Source organism: Flavobacterium sp. CAU 1735, from assembly GCF_039888695.1.
Classification (GTDB): Bacteria; Bacteroidota; Bacteroidia; order Flavobacteriales; family Flavobacteriaceae; genus Flavobacterium.
The window spans coordinates 229491-252435 of record NZ_JBDQQQ010000004.1 but is presented as its reverse complement, the minus strand read 5'-3'; the positions used below and the strand labels follow the sequence as shown (position 1 = coordinate 252435).

Annotated in this window: 23 protein-coding genes and 1 other RNA gene; 9 read left to right on the top strand and 15 right to left on the bottom strand. The window is 38.4% G+C overall.

Annotation, left to right across the window (positions count from 1 at the left end; genetic code table 11):
* The first annotated feature begins 30 nt into the window (after positions 1-30).
* Positions 31-427: a transfer-messenger RNA gene (gene ssrA / locus AAFN64_RS11600) on the top strand.
* Between the two features lie 21 nt (positions 428-448).
* Here the strand turns inward: ssrA and AAFN64_RS11595 are convergent.
* Together AAFN64_RS11595 and AAFN64_RS11590 are read right to left on the bottom strand one after the other, a co-directional pair.
* On the bottom strand, positions 449-1873 hold the full coding sequence (locus AAFN64_RS11595; protein ID WP_347760549.1) for an MFS transporter: 1425 nt from the start codon (positions 1871-1873) through the stop codon (positions 449-451).
* Positions 1874-1916: 43 nt separating this feature from the next.
* Positions 1917-2483, bottom strand: coding sequence for a TetR/AcrR family transcriptional regulator (locus AAFN64_RS11590; RefSeq protein WP_347760548.1), 567 nt, complete (start codon positions 2481-2483; stop codon positions 1917-1919).
* Positions 2484-2820: 337 nt separating this feature from the next.
* Here AAFN64_RS11590 and AAFN64_RS11585 point away from each other — a divergent pair, with 337 nt between their 5' ends.
* Together AAFN64_RS11585 and AAFN64_RS11580 are read left to right on the top strand one after the other, a co-directional pair.
* Complete coding sequence (locus AAFN64_RS11585; RefSeq protein ID WP_300492062.1) at positions 2821-3231, top strand: RidA family protein; 411 nt, start codon at positions 2821-2823, stop codon at positions 3229-3231.
* A gap of 277 nt (positions 3232-3508) precedes the next feature.
* Positions 3509-4978: a PAS domain S-box protein gene (locus tag AAFN64_RS11580; protein ID WP_347760547.1), complete on the top strand. Its 1470-nt coding sequence runs from the start codon at positions 3509-3511 to the stop codon at positions 4976-4978.
* Between the two features lie 52 nt (positions 4979-5030).
* Here the strand turns inward: AAFN64_RS11580 and AAFN64_RS11575 are convergent, their stop codons facing one another.
* From AAFN64_RS11575 to AAFN64_RS11560, 4 genes are all read right to left on the bottom strand, one after another.
* Complete coding sequence (locus tag AAFN64_RS11575) at positions 5031-6038, bottom strand: S41 family peptidase (protein WP_347760546.1); 1008 nt, start codon at positions 6036-6038, stop codon at positions 5031-5033.
* A 314-nt stretch (positions 6039-6352) separates the two neighbouring features.
* The gene (eptA, locus tag AAFN64_RS11570; RefSeq protein WP_347760545.1) at positions 6353-7876 is read right to left on the bottom strand and encodes a phosphoethanolamine--lipid A transferase EptA; all 1524 of its coding nucleotides are present in this window, start codon (positions 7874-7876) and stop codon (positions 6353-6355) included.
* Positions 7863-8690, bottom strand: coding sequence for a phosphatase PAP2 family protein (locus tag AAFN64_RS11565; protein ID WP_347760544.1), 828 nt, complete (start codon positions 8688-8690; stop codon positions 7863-7865). The genes eptA and AAFN64_RS11565 overlap by 14 nt, the downstream gene beginning before the upstream one ends.
* A gap of 454 nt (positions 8691-9144) precedes the next feature.
* Positions 9145-9576 carry a PepSY-like domain-containing protein gene (locus AAFN64_RS11560; RefSeq protein WP_347760543.1) on the bottom strand — a complete coding sequence of 144 codons (432 nt, stop codon included), beginning with the start codon at positions 9574-9576 and terminating at the stop codon, positions 9145-9147.
* 288 nt (positions 9577-9864) lie between these two features.
* Between AAFN64_RS11560 and AAFN64_RS11555 the strand changes: the two genes are divergently transcribed.
* The 6 genes from AAFN64_RS11555 to AAFN64_RS11530 all read left to right on the top strand — a co-directional run bounded on the left by AAFN64_RS11555 (position 9865) and on the right by AAFN64_RS11530 (position 14011).
* Positions 9865-10440, top strand: a complete 576-nt coding sequence (locus AAFN64_RS11555; protein WP_347760542.1) for an inclusion body family protein — start codon at positions 9865-9867, stop codon at positions 10438-10440.
* Positions 10441-10630: 190 nt separating this feature from the next.
* Positions 10631-11632, top strand: coding sequence for a metal-dependent hydrolase (locus tag AAFN64_RS11550; protein ID WP_347760541.1), 1002 nt, complete (start codon positions 10631-10633; stop codon positions 11630-11632).
* A gap of 163 nt (positions 11633-11795) precedes the next feature.
* On the top strand, positions 11796-12173 hold the full coding sequence (locus AAFN64_RS11545; protein ID WP_347760540.1) for a hypothetical protein: 378 nt from the start codon (positions 11796-11798) through the stop codon (positions 12171-12173).
* A gap of 88 nt (positions 12174-12261) precedes the next feature.
* Positions 12262-13020 (top strand): peroxide stress protein YaaA, encoded by a 759-nt coding sequence (yaaA, locus tag AAFN64_RS11540; protein ID WP_347760539.1) that lies wholly within the window; start codon positions 12262-12264, stop codon positions 13018-13020.
* 80 nt (positions 13021-13100) lie between these two features.
* The gene (locus tag AAFN64_RS11535; protein WP_347760538.1) at positions 13101-13532 is read left to right on the top strand and encodes an META domain-containing protein; all 432 of its coding nucleotides are present in this window, start codon (positions 13101-13103) and stop codon (positions 13530-13532) included.
* A 20-nt stretch (positions 13533-13552) separates the two neighbouring features.
* A complete protein-coding gene (locus AAFN64_RS11530) occupies positions 13553-14011 on the top strand; it encodes a hypothetical protein (protein WP_300492030.1) in 459 nt (152 codons plus the stop codon).
* A 32-nt stretch (positions 14012-14043) separates the two neighbouring features.
* Here AAFN64_RS11530 and AAFN64_RS11525 read toward each other — a convergent pair whose 3' ends face one another.
* The 9 genes from AAFN64_RS11525 to trpC form a co-directional block, all read right to left on the bottom strand.
* Positions 14044-14394 (bottom strand): hypothetical protein, encoded by a 351-nt coding sequence (locus AAFN64_RS11525; protein ID WP_347760537.1) that lies wholly within the window; start codon positions 14392-14394, stop codon positions 14044-14046.
* Positions 14395-14574: 180 nt separating this feature from the next.
* Positions 14575-16158: an MDR family MFS transporter gene (locus tag AAFN64_RS11520; protein WP_300492027.1), complete on the bottom strand. Its 1584-nt coding sequence runs from the start codon at positions 16156-16158 to the stop codon at positions 14575-14577.
* Position 16159: 1 nt separating this feature from the next.
* Entirely contained in the window at positions 16160-17239 is a 1080-nt protein-coding gene (locus AAFN64_RS11515) for an HlyD family secretion protein (protein ID WP_300492025.1), read from the bottom strand.
* Between the two features lie 20 nt (positions 17240-17259).
* On the bottom strand, positions 17260-18582 hold the full coding sequence (locus AAFN64_RS11510; protein WP_347760536.1) for a TolC family protein: 1323 nt from the start codon (positions 18580-18582) through the stop codon (positions 17260-17262).
* The gene (locus AAFN64_RS11505; RefSeq protein ID WP_300492021.1) at positions 18572-19195 is read right to left on the bottom strand and encodes a TetR family transcriptional regulator; all 624 of its coding nucleotides are present in this window, start codon (positions 19193-19195) and stop codon (positions 18572-18574) included. The genes AAFN64_RS11510 and AAFN64_RS11505 overlap by 11 nt, the downstream gene beginning before the upstream one ends.
* A gap of 363 nt (positions 19196-19558) precedes the next feature.
* Entirely contained in the window at positions 19559-20320 is a 762-nt protein-coding gene (gene trpA / locus AAFN64_RS11500) for a tryptophan synthase subunit alpha (RefSeq protein WP_347760535.1), read from the bottom strand.
* A 24-nt stretch (positions 20321-20344) separates the two neighbouring features.
* The gene (trpB, locus tag AAFN64_RS11495; protein WP_347760534.1) at positions 20345-21532 is read right to left on the bottom strand and encodes a tryptophan synthase subunit beta; all 1188 of its coding nucleotides are present in this window, start codon (positions 21530-21532) and stop codon (positions 20345-20347) included.
* Between the two features lies 1 nt (position 21533).
* The gene (locus AAFN64_RS11490) at positions 21534-22124 is read right to left on the bottom strand and encodes a phosphoribosylanthranilate isomerase (RefSeq protein ID WP_347760533.1); all 591 of its coding nucleotides are present in this window, start codon (positions 22122-22124) and stop codon (positions 21534-21536) included.
* 35 nt (positions 22125-22159) lie between these two features.
* Positions 22160-22945: an indole-3-glycerol phosphate synthase TrpC gene (gene trpC, locus AAFN64_RS11485; RefSeq protein ID WP_347760532.1), complete on the bottom strand. Its 786-nt coding sequence runs from the start codon at positions 22943-22945 to the stop codon at positions 22160-22162.

Genomic DNA, 22945 nt, shown 5'->3' with positions numbered 1-22945 from the left:
TTTTGCTGAGTATAGTAAAGACAACTGTTCGGGGTCGACTGGTTTTGACAGCGAGTGGAATTGGACAGTAAGCACGTCGAGCGCTGGGACACAGCTCGTAAATATCATGTTTCAAACTTATAAACGGCGAAAATAATTACGCTTTAGCTGCTTAATCCGAATTATAGTACGATTTGCCTAGTTCCGACAAGGTCGGAAAGCTAGATTCTCCTCAAAAGCCTTGGTTTATGGCGTTTGGAATAGGGGAACCGTAAAAGTAAACCTAGGAACGGTAATGCTTTAAATCCGTTCTGACACTGATAAAGCTAAGCAAAAAGTGGCGGTTTCCGGCCTTGCTTTTTGTCGAAAATTTAATCGGAAACTAAGCGTGTAGAAAGCTCTTCGATTGCTTGTTTGGACGAGAGTTCGATTCTCTCCGACTCCACTGAAACCCTTGTAAATCACTGATTTATAAGGGTTTTTTGTTTTTTGAAACTCCCAAAGGAAGTATTGATTTCGGTAAATAGATAAGGGTACATAAAACACCTATCAGACAAGATAGATGAATCAATAGCCCGTATTTAAACGCCTTATAGAAATGGATAAAATCACTATTGCCATCTAGTATATAATAGAATACACCGCCTGTGAGTGCTATTCCTATGGCGCCAAACAATTGCTGTAGCGTGGAATAAACACCTGATGCATTTCCAATCATGTTTTCCGGTATGTCTTTAAGGGCAATATTAGCAAAGGATGGGAGTACCAAAGCCACACCAAAACCATGCATTGCCATTATGATATATCCCGTAAATCCGATCTGTTGGTGATAAAAAAGTACAAGCTGTGAAATCATAGCAACAATAAGCAAGAATACTCCAAAAAGCAAGACGTTTTTGCCGAAACGTAGGACCCATTTCGCAGCAAAGAGTGACGAAAGAATAAAGCCGCCTCCTTGAAATACAACGAAGTATCCTGCATGCATAGGAGCTAATTTTAGCCCATCCTGCAAAAATAGTGCAAGCACAAAAAAATAGGCATCAAGCATCAACATAAATAAGGCTACCAATAACACCGCCATATTGAAATTTTTAAAAGTAAAAAGTGTAAGATTGAGCAAAGTTTGTTTCTGTATTTTCAGCCTTCTTTTTTGTCTCAAAACAAAGACGGTAATAAACAGGATTGAGAGGGGTAGACCGCTGTTGTGAAGAGGGTTGTCCTGCTCCAATCCAATGGTAAGCGAAAAAATAAGAAGCACAAGTCCTATACTTAGGATGGCGGCACTTGCATAATCCATTTTTACGGAGTTCTGATCTTTTGAAGGCTTGAGATATCTATTGGCAAGTCCTATGGTTAGTATGCAGATTGGAACGTTGATAAGGAATATATAGCGCCAGGACTGATCAATAATATAAGGTTTTAGTGCTACAAGAAAGCCACCAAGAAATTGTCCCAACATGGTTCCTATACCGATCGCAATTCCATACCAGCCAATAGCGTAGGTTCGTTGCTGGTGGTCGGTAAAAAGTACCTGTATATAGGATAATACCTGCGGTGACATCAAACCAGCACTAACTCCCTGAAAAAAACGCAAGGCAATAAGTTGTCCGGATGTTGCCGCAAAACCGCACCATGCAGAACTGATCATAAAAATAAAAGTCCCCAAAAGGAATACGTTTTTTCTGCCGTAATGGTCTCCTGCTTTTCCTCCGATAATGAGAAATGAAGCAAATCCAATCATGTACATTGCGATTACCAATTGGATTTCCGAATGGGTAGTGTCAAGACCCTGCTGAATGGTGGGAATAGCAATATTCACAATGAATATATCAACTATTGTCATCAGATGTGCCAATAGTAGCACAAGTAGTGAAATCCATTTTTTATTTTTCACGTTCATTTTATATAGAATGATCTATCTATTTTATTTAAAAAAATTAGAATAGTTGATTAATAGCTTTTTTAACAGCCTTTAAGTCGTTGGTATTTCCATGAATACTGGTTGAAACGATGGCGCCCTCTATCATCAAAAAAATTGTATTTGCCAGGCTGTGTTGTTCCATAGGAAGATTTTGTATAGTAGCAATTTCAGAAATTATCTCATTTATAAAGTCCCGTTGTCGTTGTTTATGGTCCATAACCAATTGCGCTACCTGTTTATCCTGTCGCCCGATTTCGGCATTTATTTTGATAAAGTGACAGCCCGAACAATCAGCTTCATTTTGGATTTTGATTCGGTAATCGACCAGTTTAAGAAGCTTTTGTAACGGTTTTTTTTCTTCTTTTAAATAGTCATTAAGGTTGTCAAAATAGAGACCATCCTGCTGTTTCAGATACTGATACAGTAAATCGTTTTTTGAGCTATAATGCTTATATAAAGAACCAATTGCGACACCGGCTTCAGCAATAATCTGGTTGATCCCCGTACTGTTAAACCCTTGATAATAAAATAGACGGGATGCGGTGTCAAGTATCCGTTCTTTTACTGTTATCGTTCTACCCATGACTAAAGAATTTTTGGTAAAGGTATAAATAAATAGATAGAGTTATCTATTTATATGTAAATAAAAATAAAAATAAAAATAACAACAGCAAAAACATTAAAAGATAAAAAGCCTTTACATATGTACACGTTTTCAAAAATTATGGAAGCTAATTTTGCTTTAGTAATTAAAACAGCCATTACTCAAATGTTTCAAATCAACCAATTCTTTGTCAATCATGATTAATGCTAAAAACAAAGTACACAAAAGCAGCTATATCCTAATTTTATCAATCCTCATTTTATTATTTTTAGGCTGTTCACAAACTGAAAATAGTAAAACGAACCATCAAAAAAACATGAAACACATTATTCATAAAAACCCAAAAACACTTTTCGATCCTACGCCTTTTGCCTTTTCACACGCTACGAGTGCCTCGGGTAACGGAAAATATGTATTTATCTCCGGACAAAGTGGCGGAGAGGATTTAAAACATACGCTTTCTAAGGATTTTAGAACGCAGGTTAAATTTGCGTTACAAAATTTAGAAACGGTGCTAAAAGAATACGATCTAAAAGCCGATGACGTCCTTAAAATCACCATACTCATTGTGGATCACGATCAGGAGAAACTTACGATATGGACAGAGGAAATGCATAAAGTGTGGACGAATCATGAATTTCCCGCAAGTACCTTGATTCCGGTTCCGCGGCTGGCTCTGGATGGTATGCTGATAGAAGTCGATGCTATTGCTTTTATGCCATCATAGTTGATGCTGAAAGCAGGAAAGTCATAAGATAACGCTGTTTTCGGTTTTAAAAAAAGCCTGTAATTCCATGAATTACAGGCTTTTTTTATTATCGTATCAGAAAAGCTTTATAAGATGTTGCTATCAAAAACTTTTTAATAAAGACTTAAGAGCCTATTTAAAATCATTTCGATAGATTTTTACTAAATTGTGGCCAAAGCCCAAAATTATTATTTACTGATGGTTCGTTCTGATAAATCGGATTGGATTAGTGTAAAAAGAAACTAAAAGTGTACGGATGAGGGATGGAAAAGATAAGATAATGTATAGCGCAACGCCAATAATGCCCAATGAACTAACGGGATTATCGGAGGTGCTATGTCTGGCTGCGGAATTAATGGCGTGTGAAGTAGCGCAGCTTAATTTTATTGACGATCTTTTAAAAGGATTGGATTTGAAATGGGGCAAAACAGTACCATTAGACAAATTGAATCATTTCTTTAGCAATCTTATACTAAAAAGTAATGAAATGATCATTATACCGAATACCCTAAAGCACTTTAATTCCATTGCTGTTCTTCCGGAGCTTTCGAGTGCTGAACTGAGGTTTTTTGTTGGTATACCGGTTTTTTTGGGTGACGGAAGACCTATCGGTAGCATCTGTTTATTTGCTAAAAAAGCAAAAATCGTTACCGAATCGGAAAAGAAAATAGTACATCTGCTTTCTCGCCAGATTGGACTTATCATAGAAAATGAAATAAGCCGAAGGAAGCTTGTGGATGAAATAGACGAAAAAGAGGCACGTACCGATTCTCTGTTGAAAATAGCCCAACTCCAATCCCATCAAATAAGACGACCATTGACGACCTTAATGGGACTTGTTAATCTGATTAAGGATGAAATCCATCCGGTTGATCAAGAATGGATGACTATGTTCGAGACTGCAACAAAGGATTTCGATAAAACGATTCATATGATTGTAGAAGGCTCTATGGCTAGTAAAGATCTTAAGGCAATTCGTTTTAATAAGATGGTGGAAGAGATCGATGATTATGCAATTCTTATTCTCGATGGTGACGGATATGTTGAGAATTGGAATAGAGGAGCAGAACGGATAAAAGGGTATCGATATGACGAAATTGTTGGACAGCACTTTAGTTTATTCTACACGGATGAAGACCGGCAAAACAGACGACCAGAAAAGTTGATCATAGAAGCTGAGAAAAAGGGTGTAGCAAGGGATTTAGGATGGCGACTTCGAAAAGATGGAACCTTGTTTTGGGGAAGTATTGTCATTACTTCCATACATGATAATAATGGAGCGGTAATCGGATTTACGAAAGTGACCCGGGATCTTACTGAAATCACGGAAGTGCGGGATTCATTAATTGCTTCAGAAGAATTGTATAAAATGATGGTAGAGAAAACAGGAGCATTGGCACGTATTGGTGGCTGGGAGCTCGATGTAGTCCATAATTTTCTATCCTGGACATCTGTTACAAAGGAGATTCATGGTGTGGATAGCGATTATGTTCCCGAATTAAAGAGTGCGCTTAATTTCTATAAAGAAGGTACGAGTAGAGATACGATCAAAGAGGCGGTAAAATTGGCAATCGAAGAGGGTAAACCATGGGATATGGAGCTACAAATCGTAACCGCACAGGGAAAGGAGATCTGGGTAAGAGCAACGGGAAAATCCAATTATAAAGATGGGATATGTACCAAGGTCTACGGTACTTTTCAGGACATAAATGCTTTACGAATATAGCGTAAAACAGTAATGCCTACAATTCCAATGGTGTACCGAATAGCGCTTCTTTTTATTTTTTAAGCCATTTAATCGCTTCTATTACCGATGGATCGTCGGCTAACGTATAAAAGTTCTCATATCCTTTGACACGAACCTGTGGTTTTACGATTTCGGGATATAATTTTTTGTCTTTGTTGGCAATTTTAGCCACTGAAATAAGAAAGTAAAATTCCTTATTATAAAAAACAAAACCATTGGTCGAATTGGCCAAACCAGCGGTGTTTGTACCAAAAGAGCGTACCTTGTTTTTCTGTAAAAAAACCAGTGCAACTCCTTCGCCCGAACTAGCCGTACCCGGACCTATGAGTAGGGCTATCTTAGCATCCGACAGCAAATTCATTTTTGTTTTAATACTAGCTTGTGGCTTGTTGTCAATAACGAAATCACCATTTAAAAATCCCGCTTTATCGGTTGCATTTCCATCTTTGTCGATATAATACGTATAAGTACCGTTGTCAAAAAACATAGACAAACCGGCAAGCATAGGTCTGATATTACCTCCTCCGTTCATTCGAAGATCGATGATCCATCCCTTTGGATTTTTTGTATTAAGGTTATTCACGGCATCATAAATCCAGTTGGCGTATTTATCGATGTCTTGTTGTTTGCCTACTCCTATGGTAGGGATACTAATATAGGCAATATCGCCCATCATTTTGTTTTCTATTCGAAGACCTCGTTTCCATCCCGCTTTTAAAGAATCGGTATATCGCGACATTAGTTCGCTATTGTCCAATCTGTATGAATTTCCTTCCGGAGAAAAATAATTAGCATGTTTATCTCCCAATACATTGAAGGCAATCTTAAGCGCTTCAAAAGCTTCTGTTTTGGATTTGGCTTCGCTTGCTTGCGTGTAGACTTGTTTTTCTACTTTTCTCCAATTGACATTGTTGGCATACAATGAATTTTCCCGAAGTACAATAAGAGCGCTGTCAATATAGGTTCTAACCGAGTCTGACTGAGAAAAAGCCATCGATGTGATAAAAAAGAGTAGGATAGTAAGTATATGCTTCTTCATAGATATCATTCTTATAAATAAACAGCTGTCTTATATATCCTAAGAAGAGGATATCACTACAAAGATATAGATACGTTGTTCTTAAGCAAGTTTTTTAATTTTAAATGTTGTTGTTCCATTCATTTTATAGGATCCTTTATAGGTCAGCGAGTTACCACCAAATACCCAACGATTTAGTTTACTATAAAATCGGATAGCAGTAAGAAATTAAAGAAAGCTAATTAAATAGAACGCTTTGGTTTTGATATGATTTGTCTATTGTGTTCGTTTTAGCTATTATTGCATTATTCTGAACAGCACGATAACAATTCCAATTAATCTTTATAGATATTCAGACTTTCGTCATAAACCGGACTCTGTATTCCCAGAAAATGTAAAACACTGTGAAAAACATGGTTTTGGGATACCGTTTTATTAGGTTTGAGCTGTTTGGAACCATCCGATACCCAAACGATAAAAGGAATATCATATTGTTCCTTTGGAGCGAGGCTTAACGGTAATCCGTGCATGTATAAATTCTTTTCGCCCAACGATTCGCCATGATCCGAAACAAATAGCATCGTACTGTTATAATCCTTTAACTGTTTTAGATTTTCAATTACTTTATAAAGAATATAATCGGTATAAACAATCGTATTATCATAGGCATTGATCAGTTCCTCTTTGGAGCAATTTCCTAATTCAACGCTGTTGCAAACCGGTTTAAACTTTTCGAATTGAGCCGGGTATTTTTGACTATAAGTCGGCCCGTGACTCGTACTCGTGTGTAACACAATCAATATTTTATTACTCGTACTGGCTTGGATTCGTTCTTTTAGTCCGGTTAGGAGCATTTCATCGTAATTGCATGGATCACCTTGGCAATCCGGGGCGAGTTGTTCTCTTTTTTGATACTCTTTAATATGAACGGGTGGCTCTCCCCAGTTGGAAGTTCTCCAAACAACATCGACATGATTTCGGAATAAATAATTGGGTAAAATCTCATACAAATCGTCCGTATTGGTATGTTCCAGAATACATTTTACGCCAGCAGTGGTGTAGGTTGCACAGGAAGTGGCATTAAAATGAAAAACATTTGGCGTTTGCGACAGGAGCGGATTGGTGTTTTTACCATAGCCATATAAAGAGAAATTCTGACTTCTTGCCGATTCGCCTATAACTAAAACGACAACCGATTTTTTAGTGTCTTTTATTGTGGCATCGGGTAACAAAATTTCTTTTTCGTTTTGTTTCTGTTTATGAATATAAAAAAGAGACATATTTACGCTATACGACCAGGGCATCGCAAGGCCTCCCAATGTTTTTGAATTTTTATCGATCCATAACCAATTGCTCGCATTCGCAAATGCTAACGCCAGAATAAATACCAGACTAAGTGACGCAGTGATTAAAAATTTCTTTACCGGAACGCTGGTTAGCTTTACTTTTATGATATAAATACTTGGAAGTATCGCCAGAAAAAGCAAATAGAATACCAATTTGATCGAAAAATAACTGCTCGATTCCGCATAATTGGTATTGAGTACGTTACCAATCATACTTTCGTCTATTATAACATTGTAGGTATTGATAAAATAAACCGCAATAGCATTACAAATAAAGGTTACGACCAATAAAAATTTCCCGACATAACGGGAAAGGGAAAAGATCAGATAATACACAAAAGCATTGGCGACCAGCATTATAATTATCAAGCTGACAATTAATAGTATGCCGTTCAGACTTTTATACTCGACATTATTACAAACAAAGGCGAAAAAAGGGTAATGAAAAAATAAAAAAGTTATAAAACTCATTAGTAAAACAAAACGAGTCAGGGGCACATTATTTCTGAACATAAACTTTAATGATTTTGTATGTGGAAAAAAGTAAGCAAATCAAAGACAAATAGAATATTATCAAATTCTCATGAATGATTCGGTTGATCAGTACAACTGCACAAATCAGGAACAATACAATAAAAATAGGATAATATTTTTTATCATTAACCCATGCCCAAATTTTATATTTCCGACTTATAAAAATACCTAAAAGCCCCGAAATATAACCAATAATACTTCCCACAATGACATCTATCGGATAATGTGCGCCCACGCCAACACGGGTAAAAACAAGAATCAATCCGATAAAAATGGCCAGGAAAAACCATATGATTTTATGACTTAGCTTTTTAGGCATAAAGGCGAACATCAAAATGGTATGCGCGGTAAAAATGGTGATGGAATGTCCCGAAGGTAGACTGTTGTTACCCGATAGTATTTCTCCGGTGATAATAAATTTAGAATGATCAATCATTGCGGCCGGTCTTGGTACAGCAAATAAACTTTTTAAGACGCGGGTGATTAGGCAAGAAATAAGCGACGCCGATAAAAAAGCTTCCCATATTTTGGGAGCATACACAATAAAAATACTTAAAAGCGACAATGAAATCAGACAATCTCCAAATTGAGTCAGATTAAATTGAAGATTGGGGTAGCTACCCAAATGATGATTAATAAAAAAGAAGCTATCCTGTTGAATTTTTGTATAGCTACTGATCGATAAAGCATGCTGTTGATATAGAAATAAAACAATTGTAATTAAAAGAGATAGCGGTAAAAGAAACAGAAGTATCCGAAGCTTTGAATAATTAGTACTAATTTTTGTGTTCATTCTATATTTTTATTTAAACGGTTTGTTGTTCAGTTAGATACAGATGTATTTATACTTTGGGATACTCGACATATCAAAATTTATCGGAATCTGAGGTTAGAATGTAAAAAATAGCGCTGGGGATTTTCATGGCGTAAAAGTAGAAATACAATGCTGAATAAATTTGGAAGACATAATTGTTTACTATTTCTTGATGTAAAATGATATAGTCTTTAAAAACAATTGGATAGAAAGTCCTGATATGCCATGAATCTCAATAAAGCCATAGGATGTTGTGTTAACAATTTGTTTACTTTAGACTTGAGGTGCCAATAACTTTACATTGTATAGCTCCGAATTTTGTTGAAATTGAAAGAACCCGGATGGCAAACAAAAGTATTGATCAATAAAATTGAGCTGTTTTGAAGCGGATGGTCAGTCACAAAGGCAAAAACAGCCCAATTATAAAAAGTGTTTAGTGGTTAACCGCTTTTAGGAATGTACCGGAACTATCAAATAGCAAATCTTTTCCATCGACTTCTGCTTCATATGTAAGTGCACCTTTGGCATCGGTAATTTTTGCCGCTTCCTTAATCTTTTTTCCGGGGAAGTTTTTCGCAATATAGGTTTTAATATTTGCGGGTAGGGTAGTTACATTTATTTCAATTTCTGTTTCAACGATTTTCCCGGAGGCGTCAAGCAGTACGGAATAGTCCTCTTGTGCCATCTTAAATTCCGCCTCATAATTGGCTTTTTCTTTTTCCCATTTCAAATGGGTCGCATTGGGGTAATTTTTTTGTAAGGCCGATTTAACTGCTGACGGAACTTCTTTGTCCGATATTTTCTGTGCATTGGCCAGGGGAATACTTGCCGCTGTAGCCAATATAAAAAACAACATCTTTTTCATGTCTTTAAATTTTTAAAAGTTGAAGAACAAACTTGCAACTCAATTTAGAAGAAATTCTGAACGACAATTCCTTTTTTAAAACACAGCAATAAAAAGCAGGTTTTAGTACGTAAGAATTTATCCAATTGTATTTGTAAAAGTATGTTATTTGATTGTAAAATATTTAAAATCAGGTATTTATACCCTGTTTGGCTACTGTGTGTTATTGTAATTTTGATTGGAAATACAATACCAGCGGAAGTCGAAAAACTGGAAAAATGAGTAGACAAAACTTTAAATTTTATCAAAATGGATGCAGAATTAAAAAACGCACAGGAGTTAGATGCGGCATTAAGTAATGTCGCCTTGATTACCAACATTCAGGTAATTATTGACACGGATAAGATTATAAATGATTATCCGAAAGGTGGAAGTACTGACTCGACAAAACCAACCGGTATTGGTCACCAATATCAGTATATGGTAGCTTCAAATTTAACGGGAAGCAAAGGAAGTGGAACAGCAGATTTAGAGATCAATGCCGTTTCCGGCGACGTTGTCCGATTTAATGCCGTATCGGAATATGATAACTTTAACAATGCGGTTATCATCTATAACATTCAGAAATTTGGCGGTACGGATGTATTTGGCCCTTTCACCTCGAAAGTATTTACTGCAGCGGGAGTGCAACCTTCTGCTGGCGCATCGCCGCTTCCGATTCAACAGGTTAGTGGAATGAGTTATTGGTTTTATCAGGCTGATGTGATCAAACCCGGAACCGAAGACTATAATATTAGTTTTGCCCTATATACGCTGGACAGAGCATCGGGCAACATGAAATTATTCGGTTACTTCGTTTGGGATCCAAGAATTATTGTTAAATAATACATGATTACAAAATTCAGCCCCAAACTGAAGAAATTAAAATGGCTATCCGAAACCTAGTTTTTGATAGCCATTTATAGTATAAAAGAAATATCTGACTGATAGTTATGTTATAAATGCAATGTTTATTATAGATGGGCTATCCTTTTACGGATTTGCCTAAAAATACCATTCACCGTATCTTTGCCGCATGGATTCAGTAACACAGATTGTACTCGGAGCGGCCGTTGGCGAAAAGATTCTCGGTCGGAAAATTGGGAATCGCGCGATGTTGTATGGTGCTATTGCCGGTACAATTCCGGATTTGGATGTCGTGATCGGATTATTTTTAGATCCGTTATCAGCTGTCGAAATTCATAGGGGATTTAGTCATTCCGTACTGTTTTTTATCCTTTTGTCACCGTTTCTCGGTTGGCTTATTGCCCGAAGGGAAAAGGAAAGCAAAGTTTCCGTGATGAATGGAGCCAGTCTGGTTTTCTGGGCTTTGTTTACCCATGCTTTATTGGATGCCTTTACAACCTGGGGAACGCAGTTATTATGGCCAATGGCTAATAAATTGGCTTTCCGCTCCATTTTTGTAGTGGATCCATTATATACACTTCCGTTCCTGTTTTGTTTGATCATGGCTATGCGAAAAGCCCGTACCGATTACAGACGGACGCTATGGAACAACCGCGGACTTAAAATTAGCTCGGCTTATCTTATACTGACATTGGTGTTAAAAGGCGTTACGTATTATAAATTTCAACAGGCACTCACCCTTTCGGGAATGGAAGTGCTGCAACTCGAAACCAAACCGACACCCTTAAACACCATTCTCTGGACGGCTACGGCAGAAACCAAAACAGATTATTGGATCGGAGACTATTCCTTTTTGGATACTAAACCAATCACTTTTAAGCGTTATCCTAAAAATCAGGAGTTGTTAGACGGTTTTATAAAAGATAAAACAATCCAGCGCCTGATCGCTTTGTCGGAAGGAAAATATACTGTTACGGAAAAAGATGGAAAGCTGTATTTTAACGATTTACGCTTCGGATTACTCAACCGAAATGAAACCAATCCGCAGTTTGCATTTAGTTATGAACTGCTACCTTCCAAAAACGGATTTCAAACTCAGGAAGTACCAAAAACCAGACAGGAAGGAATGTTGTTACTACGACAACTCTGGAAAAGAATCCAGGGAAATTAAACACTGCCATTTCTCTTTTTTTAACGATAGACTTAACGACTATTTTGCTATACAAATAAGTCAGTAAAGATATTATATAACATTTTTAGCACATCTTTATAGTGCCCTGTTTATCATTTGTTTAAATGCTTAAAAGAAAGGAATGTAAACGATGTGGAATACTATGTTTAAAATAGTAAACTTACTATTGGTTGTAGCGATAGTGGTTAAAAATTTATGGGATGCCTATTGGTTGTTTGAAGAACCGGAACAATTGGTAGCTATCATTATTTCGGACGATTATTGTGTGATTTTAGGATGGTTGTCACTGATTGCAACAGTGTTTATTCTGCTGCCATACACTTATGTTACCGGGTATTTGCTCACTATTTATAAAATAATAAATCTGATCGCTTTTTATATAATAGAAGGAAAACCGTTGGCAATACTTTTGGAAATGCTACTATTGGTGGTTACCATTTTACTGATTCGATATGGACATTGTTTTTCAAAACGGTATTTATGGAACGATATGACACTGGAAGATGGCTTTAATAAATAAATCCGATATTGGTATCGAAACTATCCATTTTACCGTAGGGCATTTTAAAAGCGGAATTTGTATTTTTGAGTTCCTTAAATAAATTGCCATGAAAATTGTAATATCTCCAGCCAAATCACTGGATTTTGAATCGACACTACCAACAAGTCATTATACGGAAGCATCCTTTTTAAAAGAAGCCAATACGGTACATCGCGTATTGAAAAAAAAGAAACCGAAACAACTTTCGGAATTGATGGATATTTCCGAAAAACTGGCCGATCTTAACTGGCAACGCAACCAGGAGTGGGCCACGCCATTTACACCCGAAAATGCCCGACCTGCCGTATATGCTTTTAATGGTGATGTATATATTGGATTGGATGCCTATTCGTTACCGGCGGAAAAATTACCCGTTTTGGAAGAAAAGTTGCGAATTCTTTCCGGTTTATACGGATTATTAAAACCATTGGATCTGATACAACCGTACCGACTGGAGATGGGAACCAAACTTCCGGTGGGAAAAAGCAACGATTTATATGAATTCTGGAAGCCAAAAATTACAAAAGCACTAAACAGCGAACTTCAAAAAGACGAGCTGTTTATTAATTTGGCCAGCAACGAATATTTTTCGGCTGTAGATAAAAAAGCGCTGAAAGTACCCGTTATCACTCCTGAATTTAAAGATTATAAAGATGGGAAACTAAAAATGATCAGCTTCTTCGCCAAAAAGGCGAGAGGTATGATGGTGCGCTATATTATCGATACCAATGCACAGACAATCGACGATCTGAAAGGGTTTAATTACGAAGGGTATCAATATGATGCGAATCTGAGTAAAGGTAATACTCTGGTGTTTACGCGCTAATTCAAATCAGTATAAATAAAGCGATTACAGTTGTTTTTAACAGAATTTTCGTAATTTTAAGGAACCTAAACGCTGTATTTATGAAAAAAGTATCCTTTATTTTAGGGCTAACACTGCTTCTGGTAGTAGCCGGCTGTAAATGCACAAAAAATGCTGCAGCCTATGATAAACTAACGGCCAATGGCTGGGAACTGGAATACATCACCGGTGTACGTATTGCTTTCGATGGATTATATCCGGACACGAAACCGCAATTGTCGTTTACCAAAACCGGAGAGGCAAATGGAAATAGCAGTTGTAATCCGTTTTCAACCCGCTATACTACAAAAGACCCGAACAGTATTGCGATTGTAGCTCCAAAAGCGATGACCATGCGCTTTTGTGAAGGAGAAGGGGAGCGTCGTTTTCTGGATATGATGCAGAAAGTTACTAAATATGATGTGACTCCCGACGGAAAACTCGTGTTGCTAATGGATGATATCGTAGCCATGCGTTTTAAAAAGAAATCGTAAACGACTTTAAAAAGAAAGAGATGAGGAAAATAGCATTTGTTTTTGCGCTTCTGGCTTTGACTGTGGCGTGTAAGAAAAATTCGGATAAAGAAAAAACGACGGATAGCGACATCGACATGGTACCTACGGTGCAGGAAGAATGCTATGAATACCGTAAAGATGGGAATACCATCTATATGCACCTCAAAAAAGAAGCCAATGCCGTTACCGGTAATCTGGAATATGCTTATAGCGAAAAAGATTCCAATACCGGAACCTTTAGCGGTACAATTAAAGACGATGTGTTGATTGCAACCTATACCTTTACTTCGGAAGGAATGGAAAGCAAACGGGAAATCGCTTTTCAGGTTAAGGATAAGACTTTAATAGAAGGTTATGGCGAAGTGGAAGAAAAAAATGGAGCCGTAACATTTAAAAACCCGGACAAACTCGTGTTTAATTCCGGTATGCCACTCGCTAAAGTGGACTGTAAGAAATAAAAAATCCCGACGATCTGTCGGGATTTTTTATTTTAATGCATATAGAAATATTCTTCGTAATCGCGCAGGGTTTCGCGGGTCATTTTTTTCTGATCGCGGGAGATTTCGCGTAAGGCTTCAACTCCTTTTTTAGCACATCGTTTTATGCGGCTCAGACGCAATGAAAAATCCATTAACCGGTTGATGTCTTCCGGACTTAATTTATTACTGAGTTCCGTAACGTAATCTTTGAATTCGTATACGATACCTCGGTTTTCTTCGTATTCGGATTTTAAATCCTCCAACAGTTCGTTTATTTCTTTTTCGATATCATTGCAGCGGTCTTCACTTTTCCGGCTGAATTCTTCAATGATTTTCTTCTCGGAGTTGCTGAATAATCCCATGGTAAGTTTTTTTAGGGTTAATAACTATTTTAAAATCAAATAGTTGCTATACTGTAAAAATACGGATTTTTTAATACAATTAAAAGGAGAAAACGTTTTTATAACGCAAGCATAATACCATAAAAAAACTCCGGAAGTATTTCCGGAGTTTTATAACAAATTAAATAACCTTATTTAAAATTAATGAACATTCGACATGTCTACTTTACCGCCGGAGCCTTTCTTGATCAATAGTACAAACGGTACACAGATCAGGAAGAGGATTCCCAGGTACATAAAAACGTCCATATACGATAATACCGTACTCTGTTTCATAACCGACAGTTCGATGGCTTTATGGGCTTTGTCCAGTGCTTCGCTACTGCTAAATCCTTTCGACATAAATCCCATTTGCAATTGCTGAATACGTTGTTGCACTTCGAATTTGGAGCCGTCTAAATTGGCGATCAGATCCACGCGGTGCGACTGCGTAAAACGGGCTATAAAAGTCGTAATGATTGCAATACCGAACGAACCTCCCAACTGACGCATCATTCCGGTAAAAGCGGCTCCTTCGCCAATATTTTTCCCTTTTAAAGTCGACAGTGCCAACGTGGTAATCGGTACGAATAATAATCCCAAACCAACACCTCTAAGGATTAACGGCCAGAACATATGTTCGGTTCCGGTATCCGGCGTGATCACATTGTGCATCCAGAAGGTAAAAATAAAGAACAACAGGAATCCGGTGGCAACCATATACGATTGCGGTACGCCTTTCTGGATTAATCGGCCAATGATTGGCATCATAAATCCGGTCATAATCGAACTCGGAATTAATAATAAACCGGCATCTGTAGCCGTCCATCCTAAAATAGACTGCGTATAGATCGGGATAATAAACGTGGAACCGTATAATCCGAATCCAAGAATAAAACACATAATGGTTCCTACCCGAAGGTTTCGATCCTGTAATACGCGTAAGTTTACAATCGGATATTTATAGGTTAGCTGTCGCCAGATAAACAGTAATAATCCGAAGAATGAAACAACACTAAGGGTTACAATGATCGGATCGGCGAACCAGTCATCTTGTTGCCCGTGTTCCAAAACAAACTGTAGGGAACCGATAAAGGACGACAGGAATACAATGCCCCACCAATCGACCTGATTGGCTTTTAATTTTTCACCATATTTCGGACTCTTCACAAACGAAAGGGTCAATAGGGTTGCGATGATTCCCAATGGAATATTGATATAGAAAATATACGGCCATGAAAAATTATCAACCAGATAACCTCCTAATGGCGGACCTAAAGTAGGTCCCACAATAACACCCATACCATAAATTGCCTGTGCCATTCCTCGTTTGGCTGCGGGATAACTTTCCGTAATAATGGTCTGAGCGGTTACCAATAAGGCACCACCACCCATACCCTGGATAAAACGGAAGGCTACCAACTCCCATATATTGGAGGCATTACCACAAAGAAAAGAGGAAATGGTAAAGATAATAATGGAGGCTGCAAAATAGTTTCTTCGACCGAATTGTTGCGACAACCAGCTGGTCATCGGGATTACGATTACGTTTGCAATCGCATAGGCCGTGATCACCCAGGCAACATCGGTAAGTGTAGCCCCTAAACTACCTCTCATGTCGTTTAGGGCTACGTTTACGATAGTAGTATCGACAATCTCCAATAGGGCACAAAGTACCGCGGTGATTGTGATGATGACTCTTCGAAAGCCATATTCTACTAAATTATCTTCTCCGGCTGCTTCCATATTATTTTACGTGTACGTCAACTTCTACGTTCATTCCCGGACGTAATAATTTTACTTTTTCAGGATCGTTGCTTGGCGTTAATTTGATTTTTACCGGTAGACGTTGGATCGTTTTTACGAAGTTACCCGTTGCATTGTCCGGAGGAAGGATTGAAAAACGCGCTCCGGTTGCCGGTGAAAACGAATTTACTTCTCCTTCGAATTTGGTATCCGGATACGCATCAACTACGATGATTACTTTCTGACCTTCACGCATTTTGTTTAACTGCGTTTCTTTAAAGTTTGCCACAACCCATGTTTCCTGATTGTTGATGATATAGAATAACGATTGTCCCGGTTGTACCATTTGTCCCGGTTGAATGTCAATATTCGAAACCTGACCGTCAATAGCAGCAGTAACTACAGTATAGCCTAAATTCAATTCGGCTGCTTCCAAGGATGCCTGTGCTTTTTTGATATTAGCAGCAGCAACCGATGTTTGTTTGTTGGCTACATTCGTTTTAGAAACCACAGCATCACGTTGGTGTGCACTGGCATTACGTTGTTGTTGTAATACTTCAACCTGTTTTTCAGCTTCCTGTTTGGCTGCTAAAGCCTGTTCGTATTGCTGTTTGGTGATCGAGTGGTTTTTATACAGGTTTTCATAACGCTCGAAATCATTTTTAGCACGACCCAAACGGATTTTTGCCGCATCGATATTCCCTACATTAGACTGAATTGTCGCATCGGAAATTGAAATATTGGCTGCAGAAGCACTTACATCGGCTTTGCTCACTTCAAAAGAGCTTTCGGCACTGGCTAAAGCCGCTTTAGCTTCTTCTACACGTACCAGATAATCTTTGTTGTCGATTACAAAAAGCGTGTCGCCTTTTTTAACGAAATCATTGTCTTTTACATATACTTTCGCTACATAACCCGACACACGTGGTATAATAGGGTTCATGTTTTTTTCGATCTGCGCATCGTCGGTCTCCTCGTGAGACTGAGCGTGCATATATTTGAATATTCCGTATACCGAACCCAGAATAACTAGTGTTCCCAGAACAATGATGAATTTTTTATTTGATGGTTTCTTTTCCATGATCTTTACAGAAATTAATATTAGTTTTTGGTGAGTGTTACGGATGAGGTTAATTTACCGCCGGCCGCCAATGCGGTATAGTATTTTTCGATACTATTGGCTTTGGAGTAGGCCAGGTTGATTTTTGACTGAAGTTGCTCTACGTCGGCTTCCAGTAAATCGTTGGTATCCGACAAGCCGTTGTCGTATTTGTCTTTTACGATACGGTAGTTTTCGGTAGCCTGCTCAACCGCTTCCTGGTATACTTTGTTTTGTTTTAAAGCCAGTTGGTAGTTTTCGTTTGCCTGCTGGTTTTCCACTTTTACGCGGTCGGTCATCATTTCTACAACCTGTTCTGCTTCGTGTGCTTTACTTTTCGCTGCTTTTACTTCTTTCCCGTTTTTGAAAATAGAAGTCAGATCATACGAAAGACCAACACCAAAGTTCATCGCATTGGTAACGGTCATCACATTCTGAAGATCCAGAGCGATATAACCTCCCATCAGAGAGATCGACGGATAGTAATTGGCCTGAGCGATTTTTACATTGGCATCGGCAGCTTTTTGTTGGGAACGGATGGCTTCCAAATCATTTCGTCCGCTTAATGCGTCTTCTGCGGTAGCATTCAAAATGTTGTTTTTATCAAAAACAGCAGCATTCGGAACGATTTGAGTGCTTTCCGGTAATTTTAATAAAGTAGCCAATTGGAAGTTAATCGTGCTTACATTTTTCTTCGCATCTTCCAAAGCAATTTTATAATTGGATACCTGTAATTGCGCTTTTAATAAATCGTTTCGGGCAATCAGACCATTGGCTTCCATCGCTTTAAAATCCTTTACGCGTTGTTCGGCACTCTTAATGTTTTCGGTTATTAATTGTGTGCTTTCCTGTGCTTTGTATAGGTTTACATAAAGTTTTACTACATCAAGAGCTAATTGTTCTTTGGTGTTTTTGGCCGTGTATTGTTCTGCCTGATAAAGGTTTTCGGCTACCTTGATGTTGTTTTGGATTTTAAATCCGGCAAACAAGGGTACCGACGCGCTTGCTTGTCCGAGCATTAACTGGTTTACCTTTGGTGCCGCACTGGATCCTTCTTCACCACCACCGCCAATTTTCAGGTTCACATCGGCGTTGGTCAGGCGCTGATATTGTCCGCTGACTTTTAAGTCGGGGTATTGACGGTTTTTTACCGATTGCATTTCGAATGCTTTGGTGGCCACTTTGGTATCGGCCATTTTTGCCTCGGTACTTTGTGTCATAGCCAGTTGGATTGCTTCTTCCAATGCCATTTTCTTCTCCTGAGCTTCAGTAGAGAAAACACCAAATAGAAAGAAGGCGCCCAACCAGAGGGAACTATTCTTCATAGGTTAAAAGTGCTTTAATGGTTTTTTGTATGTGTTTTGTTAAATCGTTTTTGATATAATGATCATATTTTTCCTCGGTGTCGAGTTCTAATAATTCCGTATAAAACGTACGGTTCATCTGGAAATGGAAAAAAGTACCCATTACGGTCGGTGGAATCATCGTGATGTTAATATTGGGTTTAAAAACACCTTTTTCCTGTCCTTCCTCAATAATGTCTCGTAAGGCTTCGAGGTTATAGCGCTTCACTTCGTTAAAGGACTCACAGTTGATCTCTCTTTTTTTGGAACTGATTTCAAAATGAATGATCTGATACATCCCTTTATTTTTGTTGATACGGGTGATGTACAGTTCAATTAGTTTATCGATCTTTTCAAAAGGGGAAAGGGCTTCTTTGTGTAAGTTTTCAATCTGAAGGCGTAAACCGGCTATACGTGCAATTATTAGGGCTTCCAGTAGTTTTTCTTTTGAGCCAAAATAGTAGGAGATCATCGCTACATTTATATTGGCCGCTTTGGCTATGTCTCTGACAGAAGTTCCATCAAAACCATGTTCGGAAAACAACCGCTCTGCAACCAGCAGAATCTCGTGTTGTTTATCATTAAATTCAGACATCACATAATTGGTTTGAAATGCGAGTACAAAATTAAACACTTGTTTAAATTAAACGTTTGTTTAGTTTTATTTTAACGTTATTTTAACTTAAATAAATGAGAAGAAAGAGGCTGGAAAAAAGAGGGGAGATAGCGATTATTTTAAATGATGAATTTTAAATTTTGAATTTTGAATGGGAATATAAAGAACCTTGAAAATGCTGTAGATTTGATTTATTTTTCTATTTTTACAAACTTACAATGCAATAAAAAGGCAACACTAAAGTTGCCAATTCTATACGTTAAAATCCGAAATTTATTGCAATAGATAAAATCTATTTTTGCGGTTTAACTATTTTTAAATGAGTGGTTTGGTGTCATTTATTTAAACTATAGTTTTGATAAAATTCGGAATGCTTTCAATCGGATTATTTTTTAGAAAATTTACAAAAGCACTACCAATTATCGCGCCTTTTTGATGTTGTGTCGCCTGTAAAAACGTCTCCCGATTACCAATGCCAAATCCGACAATCTGCGGATTTTTTAAATCCATTCTGGCAATCTTTTTAAAATAATTTTCCTGATCTTTTCCAAAGGAATTTTGACTTCCGGTGACACTCGCGCTACTCACCATATAGATAAATCCGCTGGAGATTTTGTCGATATGTCGGATACGTTCTTCGGATGTTTGTGGGGTGATTAGGGAAATATTCAGTAAGCCATTTTGCTCAAAAATAGCCTGATAGTCGGTTTCATAAACGGCAATGGGAAGATCAGGAATGATCAATCCGTCGATGCCTATTTCGGCACATTTCCGACAAAAATTAGCGATGCCATATTGCAATATCGGGTTAAAATAGCCCATGATCAATAACGGAATCTGAACCGTTTTCCGAATGTCTTTGAGTTGTTCGAATAAACGTTCGGTAGTCATTCCGTTTTCCAACGCCTCGGTCGAACTGGACTGAATGGTTGGTCCGTCTGCCAACGGATCGCTAAACGGTAAACCGATCTCAATCATATCCACACCGCTTTTTTCAAGGGATTGGATAATCGGAACCGTGTCGTTTAAATCTGGATAACCGGCGGTAAAATATAGGGAAAGGATTTTTTTGTCTTCCTGTAGTTTCTGTGTGATGCGATTCATAATCTGTTTTTTTACTAATACAATTTATAATCCAAAATAAGAGATATAGGTATTTAAGTCTTTATCGCCACGACCAGAAAGATTGATCACAACAATATCGTTGACTCCGAATGGTCGTTGTTCCAATACGGCTAAGGCATGAGCACTTTCGATGGCCGGAATGATCCCCTCGGTTTTACAAAGCTCCAGTCCGGCTTGCATGGCTTCGTTATCGGTAGCGGCAGCAAATTCGGCGCGACCACTTGTAAATAAATGTGCGTGTAACGGACCTACACCGGGATAGTCCAATCCAGCCGAAATAGAATAGGGTTCGGTAATCTGACCGTCTTCGGATTGCATTAATAAGGTTTTGCTTCCGTGAATGATACCGGTTTTACCTAAAGCCGAAGTCGCGGCACTTTCTCTAGAATCGATTCCCTTTCCGGCGGCTTCCACAGCAATAAGTTGTACGTTGGCATCATCCAGAAAATGATAAAAAGCACCGGCCGCATTACTACCACCGCCTACGCAGGCAATCACATAATCCGGGTTTTTACGCCCTTCTTTTTCGAACAACTGGGTTTGAATTTCGGCTGAAATAACACTTTGAAAACGGGCAACCATATCCGGATACGGATGTGGTCCAACTACCGAACCGATAATATAATAGGTGTCTACGGGATTGTTGATCCAGTCGCGGATGGCTTCATTCGTGGCATCTTTTAGGGTTTTCGAACCGGAAGTGGCCGGGCGTACTTCGGCACCGAGCATTTTCATCCGGGCGACATTTGGCGCCTGACGCTGGATGTCGATTTCGCCCATATAAACAATACACTCCAAGCCCATTAAAGCACAAACAGTAGCCGTAGCAACGCCATGCTGACCTGCGCCCGTTTCGGCTATAATCCGTTTTTTACCCAGTCGTTTGGCTAATAAAACCTGTCCAATAGTGTTGTTGATCTTATGTGCTCCGGTATGGCATAGGTCTTCGCGCTTCAGATAGATTCGGGTGTTGTACTTTTTCGAAAGGCGTTCGGCAAAATAGAGTGGTGTGGGACGACCTACATAATCGGTTAATAATGCCAGGAATTCCGACTGAAATGCAGGTTCTTCCATGATGGCTAAATAGCGTTGACGCAGTTCTTCTACATTCGGATAGAGCATTTCCGGGATAAACGCTCCGCCAAATTCGCCATAATAGCCTTGTTCGTTTGCGTGGTAGGTTGTATTCATTTTAATTGTTTTTTAGGGTTACAATAGCCTGTTTACATAGGGTTATGTCTTTTAGGCCGGGTGCTGTTTCAAATTTGCTGTTAATGTCTATGGCATAGGGTTTTAGTCCTGTTTTTGGTATTGTGTTGATGTGATCAATAGCAATTCCACCGCTTAAAAAATAAGGTTTTGAGGAAGGGTAGTTCTTCAAAAGTGTCCAGTCAAAAGGGAAACCGTTTCCGCCGGGTAATTTTCCTTTGGTGTCGAACAGGTAGTAATCGCAAACGGATTCATAATCTTCTAGTTTCCGGAAATCGAAAGTAGTGTCGATCGAAAAAGTCTTGATGATTTCCACATCTGACGCATTTCGAATGGCGGTACATAATTCGGGTGTTTCCGATCCGTGTAATTGTACGGCTTGTAATTGGTAGCGTTCGATGGTTTCCAGAATGGTTGCGCTATCGGCATCAACAAAAACACCGGTTTTTTTAATTGTCTTCGGAATTTCCGGAAGTGTGTCGTTATAAAAACGGGCGGACTTTTTATAGAAAATAAAGCCCATATAGTCCGGTTGTAAGGCCGCTATCGCAGTAATATTCTCCGCATATTTCATCCCACATATTTTGATTAAAAATGATTTTTTCATGACTATTCAGCTAACTGATTTATAAAATTTTTAATGCTATTACCTAAATCATTACTTTTCATAAAATTTTCCCCAATCAGGAAACCTTGATAGCCATAATTCCGAAGGTCTTTTACGGCTGTTGTCGTACTGATTCCACTTTCTGAAATTTTTACAAAATCATCCGGAATACGATCGGCCAGTGTCTTACTATATTCGAGGTTTACTTCAAAAGTTTTTAAGTTTCGATTGTTAACACCAATCATATTCAGACTTGGCATCAGACTTTTTTCAAGTTCCGCTTCGTTGTGAATTTCCAACAGTACTTCCAAACCAATCTGTTGCGCAAATTCGGATAATGTTTTGATTTCCGCACGCGATAAAACGGCCGCAATCAATAGGATAACATCGGCTCCGTAGGCTTTGGCTTCCAGAATCTGATAGGGGTCGATAATAAACTCTTTTCGCAATAACGGAAGGCCAACCGAGGCTCTTGCGAGTACCAAATCGTCCAGAGAACCACCAAAATATTTCCCATCGGTTAGTACCGAAATACCACTGGCTCCGGCTATTTCGTAACTTTTCACAACATCTTCCACCGTATAACTAGTATTGATCACTGCTTTTGACGGAGAACGACGTTTGTGTTCTGCGATAATTCCTGTCGGACTGTTTTTCAGATTTTGACTTAAAGAATAAACGGTACGGTCGAACAAAACTGAAGCTTCGAGTTGGGTTTCAGGAATAAGGCTCTTTTTTAAAGCAACTTCTTTGTGCTTGTCGGCTATAATTTGATCTAAAATGTGCAT